Below are 15,815 nucleotides of genomic sequence, written 5' to 3'. Positions count from 1 at the left end.
CGGTAGCAACGATCCAAGGATTTCAAGATTGACCGTGGCGCTCCCGCCAGGGAGGTCCACGGTACGGGGGGTTAGGGGGATTCCCCATCATGCACGTTATTTGATTGGAGTCGAGCGCGCAATGGATATGCATCATATCGGCATCATCACCAAACTGTCCGATCCGCGTGCCCTGGAGGCGACGCGACAGATGGCTGAATGGTTGCACCAGGATGGACGCCGGGTGACCGTGGTGAACGAAATCGCCCAGGCCGCATCGATTCCCAAGCAGTGCGCGGCGCGCAAGGTCCAGGAACAACTCCCCGAGGGGCAGGACATGGTGGTGGTGATCGGCGGGGATGGCACCTTCATCGCGGCGGCGCGCGCGGTCGAGGAGGTGGATGTTCCGCTGCTGGGCATCAACATGGGGCGGTTGGGATTTCTGACCGAGACCTCCCGCGACGACATGTTCGAGGCCATGACGCGGGTTCTGGCGGGCGAATACCGTGTCGAGGAGCGGATGCGCCTCTCCGTGCAGGTGCTGCGCCAGGGACGCATCCCCCTGACCTGTCGGGTGCTCAACGACGTGGTGGTCCACAAGGGTGAGCTGGCGCGTATGATGGAGTTCGACGTGTCCATGGACGACCAGTTCGTCTTCTCCAGCCGCGCCGACGGACTGATCGTCGCCACCCCCACCGGTTCCACCGCCTATGCCCTCTCCGCCGGGGGGCCGATCCTCCACCCGTCGGTGAACGCCATCCTTTTGGTGCCGATCTGTCCCCACACCCTCACCAACCGCCCCATCGTCGTCCCCGGCATCGGCACCGCCTGCATCACCCTGACCGCCAACGGAGTGGATCGGCTGTTGACCCTGGACGGACAGGCCGGTTTTGCGCTTGCCGATGACGATCAGATCCTGGTGCGTCGCTCCACCCATTCGTTGCGGGTGCTGCACGCGCCGGACCGCAACCACTACACCATCCTGCGCGAAAAGCTGCGTTGGGGGGAGTGATTTTTGTAACCATCCCGAACCCCCACTGTCGCCGGGATCCTGGGAGCCCAAAGTCTCCGGCTTGAGTGCGGAGGCAGAGCCTCCAAGGTTTGGCTTTTGGCTCTGGTTTTTAGCAGGATCCGGCGCGTCGATGGGGTCTGCGGTCAAGCCTCGATCTCCCAAGGAGTGGAAGATGGAACAAACCGATACACAAAACCGTTCGCTTCCCGTGTGGGCAACGATCCATGAGGTCTGGCGGCTGCTGCACACCGATGGCAAGGCGATGGTGCGGCTTGTCTGGCCGTGGCTGTTGGGGTGGTTTGCCGTGACGATCTCCTTTCCGGTCTGGGAGTGGCTCACGCCCGTTCCGTTTTCCGACATGGCGATTCGCCAGTTCACGGAACAGGGGGTTCTGATCGGCGCTTTTCTGGTCACGGTGCCGGTTTCGACGGTGTTGATGCGTTGGGCGGTGGAAGGGGCGCAAAACCGGATCACCGTGGGTGCGCGCGAGTTGGCGTATGTGAAGTATACTGTTTATATGCTTTTTATGGTGTTTGCCTTTGGCGCGCTGGCCTTTATTTTTGTAAAAATGGCCATTCAGTTCTATTATATACCAATCGTTCTGGAAATTGTTGTTCTTTCGTATCTGCTTCCCAGGCTCTCCCTGTCGCTGGTCCATGCGGCGCTGGGCGTTGTCGGCTTTGAGTTCTACGATGTGTGGCGTGTGACCCGCGGGAATGGGTGGCGGTTGGGCGGTGTCGTGGCGGTGGTGAGCGTGCCGCTGGTGATTTTGAGTGACGTGTTGCCGACCATCACGCTGTTTTTCCAGATCCAATCGGGCGCGGTTGTCATCCTCTCCGCGGTCATCAACCTTGTGTCCGATGTTCTGTTCATGATCGTGATGCCGGTCACCTTGGGTGTGATTGATCGCTGGTTGCGGGAGTTTGGCCCCAAGGATCCGGATGAGCTGGAGCCGGAGGCGTGCGCGCCGGGTTGAGGCTGGATCTCTGCCGGGAGGGGCGACCGATCCCGAGGTCAGAAAAAGAAACGGCCCGTTTCCCTTGAGTGGGAGACGGGCCGTTCTTCGTTTCGCGCGCTCGGAACCTGGAGGCGCGCCGGGATCAGCGGGCACGGTGCGCGACGGGACGGATGCCATCCGGGCGGAAGGTTTCGATCAACTGCTTGTGAACCTTTTCGACGATCGCCAGCACGCGGCGCAGTTCGGACTCGGCCAGACGATGCAGGGCGGTGAGTTGCTCGAGCAACGACAATTCCGTGTCGCTCAGGCGGCTGAGGATGCGCTTGAACTCGCTTTCGGTCAGGCCGAGATGTTCGATTTTTTGCAGGGTTTCGTTGATGCGTTGTTTCATGGTGACGCTCCATGGCGAGAAAAAGGGTGTTCATGAGGGTGGTTGCGGCCACCGGATGAACGATTGACAAGCAAGGAGCAGGCCAAGATAGGAGTGTGGGATGGGTTGGTCGCGTGTCGCCATCCCAGTGGATGAAAAAAAAACTCCTGATCGACTGTATCGGATCGAAACCGACGCGACTTGAGTTGAAAATCGGCTTGGAATTTTTTTTTCTTTCCAAGCCGGTCATCCGGCTGCGCGCGCGCCTTCATCGCGACAGGACGCGGCACGGAGCGGGTGGTTCGGGTTGAAAAAGCGAAACAATGGATTGAAACTCAACAAAAACCTCCTAAAATTTTCATGGCATAAAATACCCCTTATCGGATTTATCGGTTTTTTCGTATTGCGACTTTAGTAAAAAGAAATACTGTATGAAATACTGAAAAAATCAACCAACCTCGAACAAATCAACTTTGTCAAGTTGATTTGTTCGAATAAAAAATCAAAAACAGTCCATTTTTTTGTTAAGATTGTCTTGAGGTGGGTCGATAAACAGGGCAAGACGAACCGGAACCGGCATGACCGGGTTCGAACAAATCAACTCGTCACGCGCCTGTTCCTTGGATCATGAATGCGCATCACCCACTATTTGTCAGGAGTCTTGAATCATGGCGATTTCCATCAATACCAACATGGCCTCGATCATGGCGTACAAGGGGCTGCAATCCACCTCGAATGCGTTGGGAAAAAGCATGCAACGCTTGGCCAGTGGCCTGAAAATCAATACCGCGCGGGATGACGCCGCCGGGTTGGCCATCGCCACGCGCATGCAGGCCCAGATTCGCGGCCTCAACGCGGTGCAGCAGAATGCCAACGATGGCGCCTCCTTGAGCGACGTGGCCTATTCGGCCCTGACCGAGACCGACAATGCCTTGCAGAGCATTCGGGAGATCGCCGTGGAGGCGCGCAACGCCACCCTCTCCAGCTCGGATCGTACCGCCCTGCAACTGACCGTCTCCGAGTTGGTCTCCGAGGTGCAGCGCATCGCCACCGGAACCGCCTTCAACAAGATCAACCTGTTGACCGGATCGTTCGCCAACAAGTCGTTCCAGGTGGGCGCCAATGCCGGGGATACGGTGAAGTTCACCATCAATACCGCCAGCCTGGAGGGTTTGGGCATGGGTGCCGCCGGGGTCAACGCGGATGTCACCACCGCCGCCTTGGCCAGTACGACCATCACGACGATCGATACGGCCATCAGCAGTGTCAGTGCCATTCGTGCCCAGTTGAGCGGCATGCAGAGCCGTTTCGAGTCGGTGCTCTCCACCGCCATCGCCACCGCCGATGCCTACACCGCTTCGCGCTCTTCGATCATGGATGCGGATGTGGCTCTGGAGTCGGCCAACATGACCAAATATTCGATTTTGCAGCAGGCGGGTATTTCGGTGTTGGCGCAGGCCAATCAGCAGCCGAGCATGTTGTTGAAGCTGTTGGAATGACGCTTCGGTTCGGGCGCCGGCGGTTCGCGTCGGCGCCCGAATGGTGGCGGGATCATCGCGAGGCGGGAAGCAGTTGGTCGAAGAGCGTGGCCAGTTTTTGGGCCTGGAGGCGTCTGGAAAAGCCGGCGACCACAGTGGGATCCGGGAGTTGCGGGGTTCCGGCGCGCAGATGCTCCAGGAACGGGACGAGGGCAGCTTGAAGGGCGGTTTCGTCGTTCAGCGAGGTGATCGACTCCAGACCTGCCTGCCGCAGGATGCGCGCCGAATCCCCGTGTTGGCCGGTGAGCGCCAGGATCGGACGCCGGGCGCGCAGGTATTCGAAGAGTTTGGCCGGGATGAGGTGATCGAACCCCTCGCCCTGAAAGAGCAGCAGACCATCGACCTGGAACATCTCCTGGATCGCTTGAAAATAGGGCAGTGCCGGAGCGGTGACCACCATGTCGCTCAGTCCCCGCTTGCGGATCATGGCCTGAATGATCTCGTCGTGGGCCGTGGCGCGCAGAATGATCCGGAGTCCGATGCACTCCGGGCCGTTCTCGTCGGGTGAGCCGATCGCGCCGAGGCGGCGCAGTTCTGCCAGGACGTTGAGAAACGCGCCGGGATTGCGTTCGTCGCCACCGGTGTAGAGCGTGCCGCCATGCACCAGGGTCAGGGGTTCGGGGTTGGGCAGGAGCGGCCTGGAGAGCGCGTCGCAGCGGCGGAAAATCCGTTCGTCATAGCCGTTGAGGATGATCTCCCATTTTTCCGTCGGAATTTCCGGGTAACGGGTGCTCAAGAAACGGTGCAGTCCGGGTGTGGTGACCGCGATGCGCGTGCAGTGTTGGATGGTCTTGCGTTCCAGGTTGGCGAAGGTTCTCTTGAGCGCGGGATCGGTCGGGTGTTGCCCGGTGACCAGCGGATCGCGCAGGTCGGCCACCCAGGGGATGCCGGTGAGCCGGTGCAGGGTGCGGGCGATCAGCAGCGTGGTGGGGATCGGATAGGTGCTCCAGATCACCTGGGGGCGGTGCTTGAAGATCAGACGCAGCCCCTGGATCACGGCGCCGGGATACCAGCTTGACCAGCGGTCCGGCCAGGCGGTCAGACGGGCATAGCGACCGCGAATGGCCAGATGGCGTCCCGCATCCAGGGCGAATACCCGTTGCACCCGGATATCCGGGGGGATCTCTTCCTCCTGGGCCGGGTCGATTCGTTCGTGGGCCTGGGCGCGGGTGGTCAGAACGATCGGCTCCCAGCCGAACTCCGGCAGATCCCGCGTGAAACTCAATGCCCGATGGGTGCCGCTCGCCAGCGCGGGGGGATAGTGAAAGGCGATCATCAAGACGCGCTTCACCTTGGATCCTCCTTCGGGTTTGCCACGGTCGGGGCGTGCATGGGGTCTCCCCTTGTCAGCAAAGTTCGGCACGGTTGTCTCATTTCTCGGTTGTTCAGCCCCGTTCGGTTACCGTGGAACTCCCAAAGGGAGGTCCACGGTACGGGGGGTGAGGGGGATCTCCCATCATGCAAGTTTGTCGTTCCCAGCCAAGATTACCGGAATTCACATCCATTTTCCATGATCCTTTAACGGAATGTTGCGGGGATGCCTCTGGGAGCGTGGATCCCGCCATTGACCACGCCGGACCGTTTGCCCATAATGATTTTCATGTCCCAGGTGCGGCTGAGGGGCGTCGGATCGGGTTGAGAGGGAGGCGGTGAAGGAAGGGCGTGCAGTCGTCGCCAATCTCGCCACCCAGGAAGAGATGGATCCGCCCAACCTTGCGGGGGATCCTCAGCCAGACCGGCCCGGTCTGTTCGCGCCGTTTGACGAGGAGCTGGCCCGTTTCGAGCGCGAACCGTCCGTCATGCGCCGAGCTTGCGACTGACCACCCTTCTGGACGGCAAGGTCTGGTATCGGAGTGCGCCGGGGGTGGAATCGACCTTTTTTGTGGCGTTGCCATTCGGCGCCATGCCGACTCCGGGGGCGGTGCTGGCCGAAACCGAAACCGCGGATGGGGCCTGCGACCCGCAGCGCGGATGCCGGTGGCCTGAGCGACGGCATTCGAGCGTTGATCGCCTTGATCGACGCGCGGGATCCCAAGGCCGAAAAACAGGGCGCCCGGCTGGCCGTGGCCTCCACCCTCCACCCAACTGCGCGGCTCCCTGGCCAGCGTGGTCCAGGCCATCCGTCGGGAGGAGTACCCCGCCGTCGGAACCCTGGCGCGCAAACTGTCCAAGGTTTTGGCCGTTTTGAACGGATAGCGCATCAGCATGGACGCGGGACTCCTCTCACTGTTTCTGGCCGCGCTGCTGGCGGCCACCATCCTGCCTTTCTCCTCTGAGGCGCTCCTGGCCGGCATGGTCTTGAAAGGCTCCTTCGCCCCCTGGCATCTCTGGGTGGCGGCCACCGTCGGCAATGTCCTCGGCGCGCTGATCAACTGGTATCTGGCCCGGTTCTGTCTTAAATTCCAGGATCGACGCTGGTTCCCGATCGATGCCGAGACCCTGCGCAAGGGAGGGGAGCGGTTTCGCGTCTGGGGCGAGTGGAGCCTGCTCCTCTCCTGGGTTCCGGTGATCGGCGATCCGCTCACCTTCGCCGCCGGGGTGCTCGGGGTGCCGATCTGGCGGTTTCTGTTCTGGGTTTCCCTCGGCAAGGGGGGGCGCTATTATCTGGTGTTGACGCTGTTATGAGGGTGACCGTGGGAATCGGATGCGCTGGAAGGGTTTCCTTGAAAGGGGGCCGGTCTGGGCAGGGAGGAGACGGGTGAGCATTAACCTGGCGGATCTCGTCGATCCGCGCCAACTGCAGAGCATGGCGGAGGCGCTGTATCGGATCTCCGGCATCCCCATCGGCATCATCGGCGTCGATGGCCGGGTGCTGGTGGCCACCGGCTGGCAGGAGGTCTGCGCCAACTACCATCGCGTCCATCCCGCCTGTCTGGAGCGTTGTCTCGCCTCGGACCGTTACATCGTGAAGACCATCCCAACCCTCCCCCCGGATGGCTACATCGAATACAAATGCCTGAACGGCATGTGGGATCTGGCCATCCCCATCCTGGTGGACGGACACCATCTGGCCACCTGCTTTCTCGGTCAGTTCTTCTACGAACACGAACCCATCGATCTCGCCTTTTTCCGTGAGCAGGCCGGCCAGCACGGTTTCGATCCGGATGCCTATCTGGCCGCGCTCGAAAAGGTGCCGGTTTTCTCCAAGGAGAAGGTCCAGGGGATCATCGCCTACAACCGGCAGTTGGTGTCGATGATCTCCGAGTTGGGCCTGAGCCATCTGCGCCAACGGGAGCGGGCCTCGCGTCTGGAGACGATGCACGCCCAGCTCCTCATCGAAATCGGTCAGCGCATCGCCGCCGAGGAGGCGCGCGATCGATTCTTCAACCTCTCCCCGGATCTCTTCGCCATTCTGAGTCAGGACGGTCGCCTGTTGAATTTCAATGCCGCGCTTTGCGAGGCGCTGGGGTACTCCAGGGAGGATCTGGCCGAGATGCCCCTGGATGCCCGCATGCACCCGGAGGATCGCGAAGCGGCCCTCCAGGAGATCCAACGGGTCTTTTCGGGCGGGGAGCCCGGAGTCTTCACCCTGCGTCTGATCGATCGGAACGGCAATCCGCTCTGGACCGAATGGACCGGGGTGGTGGATGGTCAGTCGCTGCATGTGGCCGGTCGCGATGTCACCGAACAACACCGGCAACAGGAGTCCATGGCGCGCGAAATCGAGGCGCGCAAGCGGGCCGAGGCCGATCTTCTGGCTGCTCGTGATCAGTTGCGGCTCCAGATCGCCTGCATCAACCGCATCCAGGGGTTGTTCATCGGGGAGTCCGACCCGGACGAGCTGTTCGAAACCCTGCTGTTCGAGATCCTCACGCTCACCGCGAGCGATTACGGCTTCATCGTCGAGGTGCGCCGGGAAACATCGGGGGAGGTGAATCTCACCTGTCTCTCCGTGTTGACGCGCGATGGCGAGGGGGTGTTGCGTTCGGGGGAGGGAGGGGTGGCCTCTTCGTGGTGCGTCGTGGGGGATCACTGCCTGTTCGCGCGGTTGATAGACATGGCCCAGCCGCTCTTCGTCAACGAGGTGGACGCCAGCCTGGCGCTGTGCGGCCTGCCGCAGGGACATCCCCCGATTCGTGCCATGCTCGGCATGCCGATCAAACGGGGCGGGGAGATCCTGGCGGTGCTGGGTCTGGCCAACCGACCCGCCGGATACGACGCCGGCATGATCGACTATCTGGAACCGGTGGTCGCGGCCAGCGCGCGGATTCTCGAGGGGTTTGGCAATCGGCGTCGCCGCCTGGAGACCGAAACCCTGCTGCGCAAGAGCGAGGAGTTGTTGCGCGCCACCTTCGAATCGACCCGGAGCGGCATCCTGGTGGTCGATCGTCACGGTTGTATCCTGCGCACCAATGCCCGTTTTCGGGAGATGTGGCGCATTCCCGCCGATCTGCTCACGGATGGTCGCGATGACGTTCTGCTGCCATTCGTCCTCCGCCAGCTCAAGGAGCCGGATCGGTTTCTGGCTCGGGTGAAAGCGATTTACGAAACCGACGCCATCGATGTCGATCTGCTGTCCTTCGTCGATGGACGGCTCTTCGAACGCTATTCCGAGCCCCTCTCCGGCGAGGGCGAACCCCGTGGTCGGGTCTGGATCTTCACCGACATCACCGAACGGATGCGCGCCGAGGCCGCCGTGGCGGAGAACGAACGGCGTCTGCGCGAGATCGCCTCGACCCTGGCGGAAGGGTTGTACACGGTGGGTCGCGACTGGCGCATCACCTTCATCAATCCCACCGCCCTGCGCATTCTCGGCTGGCGCGAAGAGGAGGTGCTGGGCCACTCCTCCCACCTGCTGTTCCACCACTCCTATCCGGATGGCACGATGTATCTGGCCTCGGATTGTTATATCGCCCAGGTGATGAAGGGTACGGTGGTCAACACCGATACCGATTGGCTGTGGCGCAAGGATGGCACCTGTTTCCCGGTGGCCCTGATCGCATCGCCCATCGAGCGGGATGGCGTGATCCAGGGGGCGGTGGTGGCGTTTCGAGACATCACCGAGCGCAAACAGGCCGACGAGGAGCTGCGTCTCGCCAAGGAGCAGGCCGAACAGGCAGCACGGGTCAAGGGGGATTTTCTGGCGGCGATGAGCCATGAAATCCGCACCCCGATGAACGTGGTGCTGGGCATGTCGGAGCTGTTGCTCGAGACCTCCCTCGACGTCAATCAGCGTCGCTACGCCGAAACCATGCACTACTCGGGCAAGGCGCTGCTCGGGGTGCTCAACGACGTGCTCGACTTTTCGCGCATCGAGGCCGGACGCTTCTCCCTGCTCGATCTGCCCTTCTCTCCGGTGCGGGTGGTCGAGGAGACCGCCCGTCTGATGCGCGTCGCCGCCCGCGAGAAAGGGTTGGTGCTGGGCGAGACCATTGCCGTCGATCTGCCCGAGCTGGTTTTGGGCGATGATGGCCGGGTGCGGCAGGTGTTGTTGAACCTGTTGAGCAATGCCATCAAGTTCACCCATCAGGGCAGGGTGGATGTGGGGCTCTCCTGGTACGATCAGGGACAGGATGCGCTGTTGTTTCAAGTCGCCGATACCGGCATCGGCATCTCGGAGGAGCAGGCGCGCAATGTGTTCGAGCAGTTCACCCAGGCGGATGCCTGGATCACGCGCCGCTATGGTGGCACGGGGCTGGGATTGGCCATCTGCCGGCGGCTGGTGGAGTTGATGGCGGGACGGATCTGGGTGGAGAGTCGGCTGGGCGAGGGGAGTCTGTTCCGGTTCGTGCTGCCGGTCCGACGGGTCATGAAGCGCGACGCGACCGCATCCGGGGAGATGGTATCCGTCGCGCCGGTCGAGGAGCGTCCACTACGGATTCTGTTGGCCGAGGATGTGGAGGAGAATCGGGAACTCATGGCCGCCTACCTGGCCAAGACTCCCCATCGGCTGACCATGGTCGAGGATGGGGAGGAGGCGGTGCGACAGGTTCGCGCGGAGCCGTTCGACGTCGTGGTGATGGATGTGCAGATGCCGGGCATGGACGGTTACACGGCCACCCGTCTGATTCGCTCCTGGGAGGCTGAACAGGGCCGCTCCCCCCTGCCGGTCATCGCCCTTTCCGCCCACGCCATGGAAGGGGAGATGGAGCGCAGTCGCGAGGCGGGTTGCACGCTGTATCTTTCCAAACCGATCCGCAAGAAGGTGTTGATCGACGCCTTGCGCGGGATCGGCTCCAGGGCTGGAGGGCAGGCATGAAGGAACGTCCCCATTTTTTTCGTGGAACTCCCGAAGGGAGGACCATGCTACGGGGGGTGAGGGGGATCTCCCCCCATCATGCAAGTTACCTCGAGTTGTTGCATGGTCGGGTCACCGGCTGGGTGATTCTCGTCGTTTCGGTGATCATCACGGTGCTTGCCTGGCACACCTCCAACGTCTATCAGGAAAAACGGGCCCAGGAGCGGTTCGATTTTCGGGTCGAGGAGGCCAAGTGGTCGATCCTGAAGCGCATGCTCGAGTATGAGCAGGTGTTGCGTGGCGGGGTGGGGCTGTTCAACGCCTCGGACGAGGTGACCCGGAACGCCTGGCATCGCTATGTGACCACGCTCCAGATCGACACCTACTGGCCCGGCATTCAGGGGATCGGTTTTGCCCGTCTGTTCGCGCCTGAGCATAAACAGGCGCTGATCGATCAAATCCGTGCCCAGGGGTTCCCGCAGTTTGATGTGCTCCCTTTGGGGGAGCGGGATTTATACAGTTCGATCCTCTATCTGGAGCCCTTCGAAGGACGCAATCTGCGCGCTTTCGGTTACGACATGTGGTCCGAACCGGTACGGCGCGCGGCCATGCAACAGGCCCGCGATACCGGCAAGGCGGCTCTCACCGGCAAGGTGACCCTGGTGCAGGAGACCGAACGGGATGTGCAGCCGGGCGTTCTGATGTATCTGCCGGTCTATCGGGATGGCATGGCCACCACGAGCGTGGAGGAGCGGCGTCGCGCTTTGTTGGGATTCGTCTACAGTCCGTTCCGGATGCGCGATCTGATGGAGGGGATTCTGGGCCTGGGCGTCCCGGATCTCGACTTCGAGTTGTACGATGGAATGGCGGTCGAACCCGGTCAACAACTGCACGCCACCCATCCGGAGCGGGTTGTCAAGCCCGACGCGCGCTATGCGCGGGAGAGCCGTCTGGAGTTGCCGGGCGGACGCATCTGGCTGGCGCGCTTCACCTCCCGTCCCGATTTCGAGGTCGATCTGGAGAGTCGGCAACCGTTGATCATCGCGCTTTTCGGCATGTTGGTTGACCTTTTGTTGTTCGTCAACGTGCTTGCCCTTTCCGGACAGAATGAGCGGGTGCAGCGCAAGGCCGAGGAGATCGCCAGCGCCTTGAACCAGGCCGAACGGCGTTATCGGCAGATGGTGGAGAATGTTCGGGATATCATCTTTCAGACCGATGCCGAGGGTCATTGGACCTTTCTGAACGCGGCCTGGGAGGAGGTGAGTGGTTTTTCGGTCCAGGAGTCGGTGGGGAGGCCATTCTTCGACAATGTTCATCCGGACGACAAGGAGCGATCCATGGCGCAGTTCGCCAAGATGATGCGCGGCGAACTGAACTATCTTCAGGATGAGTACCGGGGCGTGCATCGCAACGGCGAGTTGGTGTGGGTGGAGGTTTATCTTTCCGTATTGACCGACGACCGGGGCGTGCCGATCGGGAGTTCCGGGGTGTTGCGCGACGTGACCATGCGCAAGCAGGTCGAGATGGTGATGATGCGGGCCAGGGATGCGGCGGAATCGGCCAACCGTGCCAAATCGGAGTTTCTGGCCAACATGTCCCATGAGTTGCGTTCGCCGTTGAACAGCCTGTTGATCCTTTCGAAGTTGCTCTCCAGGGATGCCAATCTGACCCCCGAGCAGTTGGAGTCGGTGCGGGTGATTCACGAGAGCGGTCGGGATCTTCTGAACATGATCAACGACATTCTCGATCTTTCCAAGATTGAGGCCGGGCGCATGGAGTTGGTGGCCGATGAGCTGTATCCGGACCGTTTCGTTCGTGAACTCCTGGATCCGTTTCGTGTCTTTGCCACCAGCAAGGGGGTGGGGTTGACCTGTGAGCTGGTTGGGGAGTTGCCGGAGGTGTTTGTCACGGATGGTGGCAAGCTCAAGCAGATCTTGAGCAACTTTCTCTCCAACGCCTTGAAGTTTACCGATTCCGGTGGGGTGATGTTGCGGGTCCGCCGGCTGGAAGGGTCTGCCGGCAGGCGGGTGTTGTTGTTCCAGGTCGAGGACAGCGGGATTGGCATTCCGGGGGACAAGCTGGATATGATCTTCGAGAGTTTCCGCCAGGTCGATGGGGCGATGAGCCGCAAATATGGGGGGAGCGGTTTGGGTTTGTCGATCGCGCGCAAGCTTGCCGACTTTTTGGGTGCTCGGATCGAGGTGCGCAGTCGCGAGGGACAAGGCAGTCTTTTCTCCCTCACCCTGACCGAGATGGAACGTTCGGTGTTGGCGATCCCTTCGGACCCATGGGAGGTTTCGTCTCCGGCGGGTGACGGGGCCAAGGTGGATGGGGCGTTGATTCAGGAACCCGAGGAGGCGTCTCAACCGGAACCGTTGCGCATTCGCGGCAAGCCGGTGACGGTGCTGGTGGTGGATGATGACATGCGCATGGCCTTTTCCATTGCCAGCGGTTTGCAGAAGCGGGTGGAGCATGTTCTTTTGGCTGCCAACGGGGTGCGGGCTTTGCAGGAGTTGGAGAGTCATCCCGAGGTCGATGCCATGGTGTTGGACATTCGCATGCCGGAGATGGACGGTCTGGAGACCATGCGGATGTTGCGGGCGGATCCTCAGTATGCGCATCTGGTGATTCTCGTTCTGACCGCTCGGGCTGCTCCGGAGGATGAGGTGCGGTGTCTGGAGGCGGGTGCCGATGGCTATCTGATCAAACCGGCCTCGATGGAGGTGATCTGGAGCAGGCTTGAAGCGTGTCTCATGATGCGGGAGGGGGATAAGGGGAGGGGATAAGGGGGAGCGTGGTTGTGGTTCAGGCCCCTATTGTTGCAGGGGACGGGGGACCGAAGGTCCCCGGCAGAGGTTCGGAGACGGAGTCTCCGAGGTTTTGTTTTTGATTTTGGTCTTTGACTCTGGCTTTTTGCTTTTGACTTTATATTTTAGCGCGCCCTTCAAAAAAAGCATTTTTTCGCGCTTTTCGCGAAAAAATGCTGCGCGCTGCCTTGGCTGAGGCATCGTTTCGCGCCTTTGGCGAAACGATGCCGCGAACATGGCCCGGAGTCCTGCCGCCGGAGGCGACTCGTCTTCCGCGAGCCATTCCTCCATGGTTCTGGCGGGCAACGGAGAGGGTACATAAGACCGCGCGCTTGCGCGATTTTTCGCAAAAAACGCAACAAATCGCTTATCCTAAAAGCGCGCGAAAGGCCAATGAAAAGTCCCAAGGGCTTTGCCCTTGGATCCCACCAGGGGCCATTGGCCCCTGGACCCCGCCAGTTTCCTGCCGAAGCCCTCTCGGCCCCCGTCCCCGCCAGTTTCCTGCCGAATCCCTCTCTCTACCCCGACGTTTGCACCCGATTGGCCGCCTGTGTATAGAGCTGATCCAAACCCAGAAACAACTCCCGCCGCAAATTGTCAAAACGATCCATCTCCGCGACGGCAGTATCCAACTCCTGTCGATCCGCTGCCGCAACCACCGCGCGGGCAGTCTCGTGAACCGCCATGTGCACCGCACCCAACTCCCGGAAGACCTCCAGATCGCCGAAACGAGCCGTCCCCTCCCCATCATACCACTTGCCAAAGTCGCACTCGTGACCGCTGGCCACCTCCTGGGGACGCAGACGCGCACGCCCACGTACCACATGCTCCAATCGTCCCAGCCACTTCATGTGCGCCTGCTTGACCACACACACGTCAAAGGGTGCCTCCCCCACATCCTTGCCCTGCAAGGCTTCGCTCAACGCTGTGCTGGTCTCCTGGCTCACCACGGTCAACTTGCCTGCATGACGGATCGATCCATCCAGGAAATTAAGCAGTTGAATCGAGCGCATCATCATCTTCTGCACCTCGACCGAGGAGGTGTAGATCTCCACCGATGAGAATTGCATCGCCTGGGCACTCTCTTGCGCCAGATTCGAGAATTCTGCGGCGCGAGCGGCGTTCGTGGCCACATTACCGGCGGAACGGGCGATCTCCGTGGTGCCCAAAGCAGCCTCTTCGGCGGCACGCGCCACTTCGTTGGCCGCCTGCAACAACTCCGAGGCGTTGCGCGTCACCTCGTCGGTCGATTGCGTGACCCGATCCATCGATTCGGTGATCTTCGTGACCGAACGGGTCTGATGATCCACGGAACGGGCAATCTCCAGGTTCATGTCGGCAATGGTCTGGATCACATCGACGATCCGGTCCGCGCCGTCGGCCACGGTCTTGGAACGGATCTGCATCTGATCGATGCGTTCGCCAATCGTCACCGTCGCGTCCGAGGTCTGCTTGGCCAGCGCCTTGACCTCGTTGGCCACCACCGCGAACCCCTTGCCGGCCTCGCCGGCACTGGCCGCCTCGATGGAGGCGTTCAAGGCCAACATGTTGGTCTGCTCGGCGATGGCGTTGATCTCGCCAACCACATTGCGAATATCCTGGGCCGCGTTGGTCAAATCCTGAATCGAGATCACCATCCCCTGAGACTGATCGTTGGCCTCCTTGGAACGCTCCTCGGCCATGCGACACCGGTCGCGGATTCCGGCCTGCTCCCCGGTGACGCTCGCCAAGGCCCCGGAAACCGACTGGATGGCCTGATTGACACTGGCCAGATTGTCGTTTACCTGGGCCAGATTGGCGCTCATCTGCTCGGCGGCGGCAGCCATGGTTTGCACGTTCACGCTGGCCTGCTCCGAGGCCGCCGCGATCGAGGAGACATCCCCGGACAGGGTTCCAGCAGCCTGGGCCACCTCCTCGACATGCTCCTTGGTGATGCTGATCTTGACGTTGAGTTGCTGACTCTCCTCATCCAGGTGGTCGTTCCTTTCCACCACCTTTTCCGCCAGAGCGAAGGTGAGCCTGGAATCTTCGCTCAAGGTCTCCTTGAGAAGCATCTGTTCGTCGGCCACGGCCTGAATGGTGGCCGATTGCAATTGAATGGTGCGCACCATGTGGGTCAGACCATCGGCCAGCTGGTTGATGCCGACGCCGATGGAGAAAATTTCGTCGTGTTTGGGCGGGATGTCGATCCGTGTGGTCAGGTTGCCCCGCGCCATCTCTCCGACCACCCGTTGAATCCGGTTGATCGGTTGGATCACGCTTCTGGAGATGACCCAGGCCAGAAATCCCATGACCACCAGAAAGCCCCCGATCGCGCCCAGAAAACGCAGCGACTTGAGTCGGAATTCGCTCTCCACGTCATCCACGTACAGGCCGGTGCCGACGATCCACTGCCAGGGCTCGAACCCCTTCACATAGGAGATTTTCGGTTGCGGCTCGTCCATGTTCGGCTTCGGCCAGCGGTAATCCACGAATCCGGCGCCAGACTCGCGCACGGTTTTGACGAACTCGTTGAAGAGAAATTTGCCGGCGGGATCCTTGAAGCTGGAGAGATCCGTGCCATCCAGCTTGGGTTTGTAGGGGTGCATCACCATGTTGGGATGCATGTCGTTGATCCAGAAGTACTCGACCTCGCGATAGCGCATGGACTTGACGGCGGCCTTGGCCTGTTGCTGGGCGGCCTCGCGGGTGAGTTCCCCCTTGGCCTCCAAGGCGTGGTAGTGTTGCAGCACGCTGTACGCGCTTTCCACCAGCACGTTGGCGAGCATTTTTTTATGCTCCATCAGATCGCGACGTTCGATGCCCAGCTGGATCATCCCGCCGGCCACGATGCCGATGAAGATGATAATCAACATGAGCCAAAGGCGCGTATTGACACGCATCTGTTGCAAGAACCGAAAGATACGCTCCATGTGCAACGATTCCTATGTTGTAAAGATGGTACCAGCGAGTCGATATCGGACTGATTTTTCC

General features: G+C 61.0%; 10 protein-coding genes. 7 read left to right on the top strand and 3 right to left on the bottom strand.

The features are described 5' to 3' along the window. Positions 1-121 precede the first annotated feature (121 nt). Both ACOY6C_RS08210 and ACOY6C_RS08205 read left to right on the top strand, forming a co-directional pair. The gene (locus ACOY6C_RS08210; RefSeq protein WP_420904994.1) at positions 122-991 is read left to right on the top strand and encodes an NAD(+)/NADH kinase; all 870 of its coding nucleotides are present in this window, start codon (positions 122-124) and stop codon (positions 989-991) included. Between the two features lie 172 nt (positions 992-1,163). Further along, complete coding sequence (locus ACOY6C_RS08205) at positions 1,164-1,967, top strand: hypothetical protein (RefSeq protein ID WP_420904993.1); 804 nt, start codon at positions 1,164-1,166, stop codon at positions 1,965-1,967. A gap of 124 nt (positions 1,968-2,091) precedes the next feature. On the opposite strand, the gene ACOY6C_RS08200 is transcribed toward ACOY6C_RS08205, so the two are convergent. After that, positions 2,092-2,340 carry a hypothetical protein gene (locus ACOY6C_RS08200; RefSeq protein ID WP_420904992.1) on the bottom strand — a complete coding sequence of 83 codons (249 nt, stop codon included), beginning with the start codon at positions 2,338-2,340 and terminating at the stop codon, positions 2,092-2,094. 647 nt (positions 2,341-2,987) lie between these two features. On the opposite strand from ACOY6C_RS08200, the gene ACOY6C_RS08195 reads away from it, so the two are divergent. Further along, the gene (locus tag ACOY6C_RS08195; RefSeq protein WP_420904991.1) at positions 2,988-3,818 is read left to right on the top strand and encodes a flagellin N-terminal helical domain-containing protein; all 831 of its coding nucleotides are present in this window, start codon (positions 2,988-2,990) and stop codon (positions 3,816-3,818) included. Between the two features lie 52 nt (positions 3,819-3,870). Here the strand turns inward: ACOY6C_RS08195 and ACOY6C_RS08190 are convergent, their stop codons facing one another. Then, entirely contained in the window at positions 3,871-5,148 is a 1,278-nt protein-coding gene (locus ACOY6C_RS08190; protein WP_420904990.1) for a glycosyltransferase, read from the bottom strand. Positions 5,149-5,506: 358 nt separating this feature from the next. Here ACOY6C_RS08190 and ACOY6C_RS08185 point away from each other — a divergent pair, with 358 nt between their 5' ends. The 4 genes from ACOY6C_RS08185 to ACOY6C_RS08170 all read left to right on the top strand — a co-directional run bounded on the left by ACOY6C_RS08185 (position 5,507) and on the right by ACOY6C_RS08170 (position 12,821). Beyond that, complete coding sequence (locus ACOY6C_RS08185; RefSeq protein ID WP_420904989.1) at positions 5,507-5,677, top strand: hypothetical protein; 171 nt, start codon at positions 5,507-5,509, stop codon at positions 5,675-5,677. A gap of 385 nt (positions 5,678-6,062) precedes the next feature. Next, complete coding sequence (locus ACOY6C_RS08180; protein WP_420904988.1) at positions 6,063-6,482, top strand: YqaA family protein; 420 nt, start codon at positions 6,063-6,065, stop codon at positions 6,480-6,482. Between the two features lie 73 nt (positions 6,483-6,555). Then, positions 6,556-10,056, top strand: coding sequence for a PocR ligand-binding domain-containing protein (locus ACOY6C_RS08175; protein ID WP_420904987.1), 3,501 nt, complete (start codon positions 6,556-6,558; stop codon positions 10,054-10,056). A 44-nt stretch (positions 10,057-10,100) separates the two neighbouring features. Next, complete coding sequence (locus ACOY6C_RS08170; protein ID WP_420904986.1) at positions 10,101-12,821, top strand: CHASE domain-containing protein; 2,721 nt, start codon at positions 10,101-10,103, stop codon at positions 12,819-12,821. A gap of 539 nt (positions 12,822-13,360) precedes the next feature. On the opposite strand, the gene ACOY6C_RS08165 is transcribed toward ACOY6C_RS08170, so the two are convergent. Then, positions 13,361-15,754, bottom strand: a complete 2,394-nt coding sequence (locus ACOY6C_RS08165) for a cache domain-containing protein (RefSeq protein ID WP_420904985.1) — start codon at positions 15,752-15,754, stop codon at positions 13,361-13,363. Positions 15,755-15,815: the final 61 nt, after the last annotated feature.

Origin of the sequence: Candidatus Magnetaquiglobus chichijimensis, assembly GCF_045865675.1 — a bacterium.
Classification (GTDB): Bacteria; Pseudomonadota; Magnetococcia; order Magnetococcales; family Magnetaquicoccaceae; genus Magnetaquiglobus; species Magnetaquiglobus chichijimensis.
This window is presented reverse-complemented; position numbering and strand designations above follow the sequence as displayed.

Bases quoted from the DNA above. Each gene is read 5' to 3' on its own strand.
- ACOY6C_RS08205 (WP_420904993.1), top strand. From the start codon at position 1,164: ATGGAACAAACCGATACACAAAACCGTTCGCTTCCCGTGTGGGCAACG.
- ACOY6C_RS08180 (WP_420904988.1), top strand. From the start codon at position 6,063: ATGGACGCGGGACTCCTCTCACTGTTTCTGGCCGCGCTGCTGGCGGCC.
- ACOY6C_RS08200 (WP_420904992.1), bottom strand. From the start codon at position 2,340: ATGAAACAACGCATCAACGAAACCCTGCAAAAAATCGAACATCTCGGC.
- ACOY6C_RS08170 (WP_420904986.1), top strand. From the start codon at position 10,101: ATGCTACGGGGGGTGAGGGGGATCTCCCCCCATCATGCAAGTTACCTC.
- ACOY6C_RS08165 (WP_420904985.1), bottom strand. From the start codon at position 15,754: ATGGAGCGTATCTTTCGGTTCTTGCAACAGATGCGTGTCAATACGCGC.
- ACOY6C_RS08195 (WP_420904991.1), top strand. From the start codon at position 2,988: ATGGCGATTTCCATCAATACCAACATGGCCTCGATCATGGCGTACAAG.
- ACOY6C_RS08210 (WP_420904994.1), top strand. From the start codon at position 122: ATGGATATGCATCATATCGGCATCATCACCAAACTGTCCGATCCGCGT.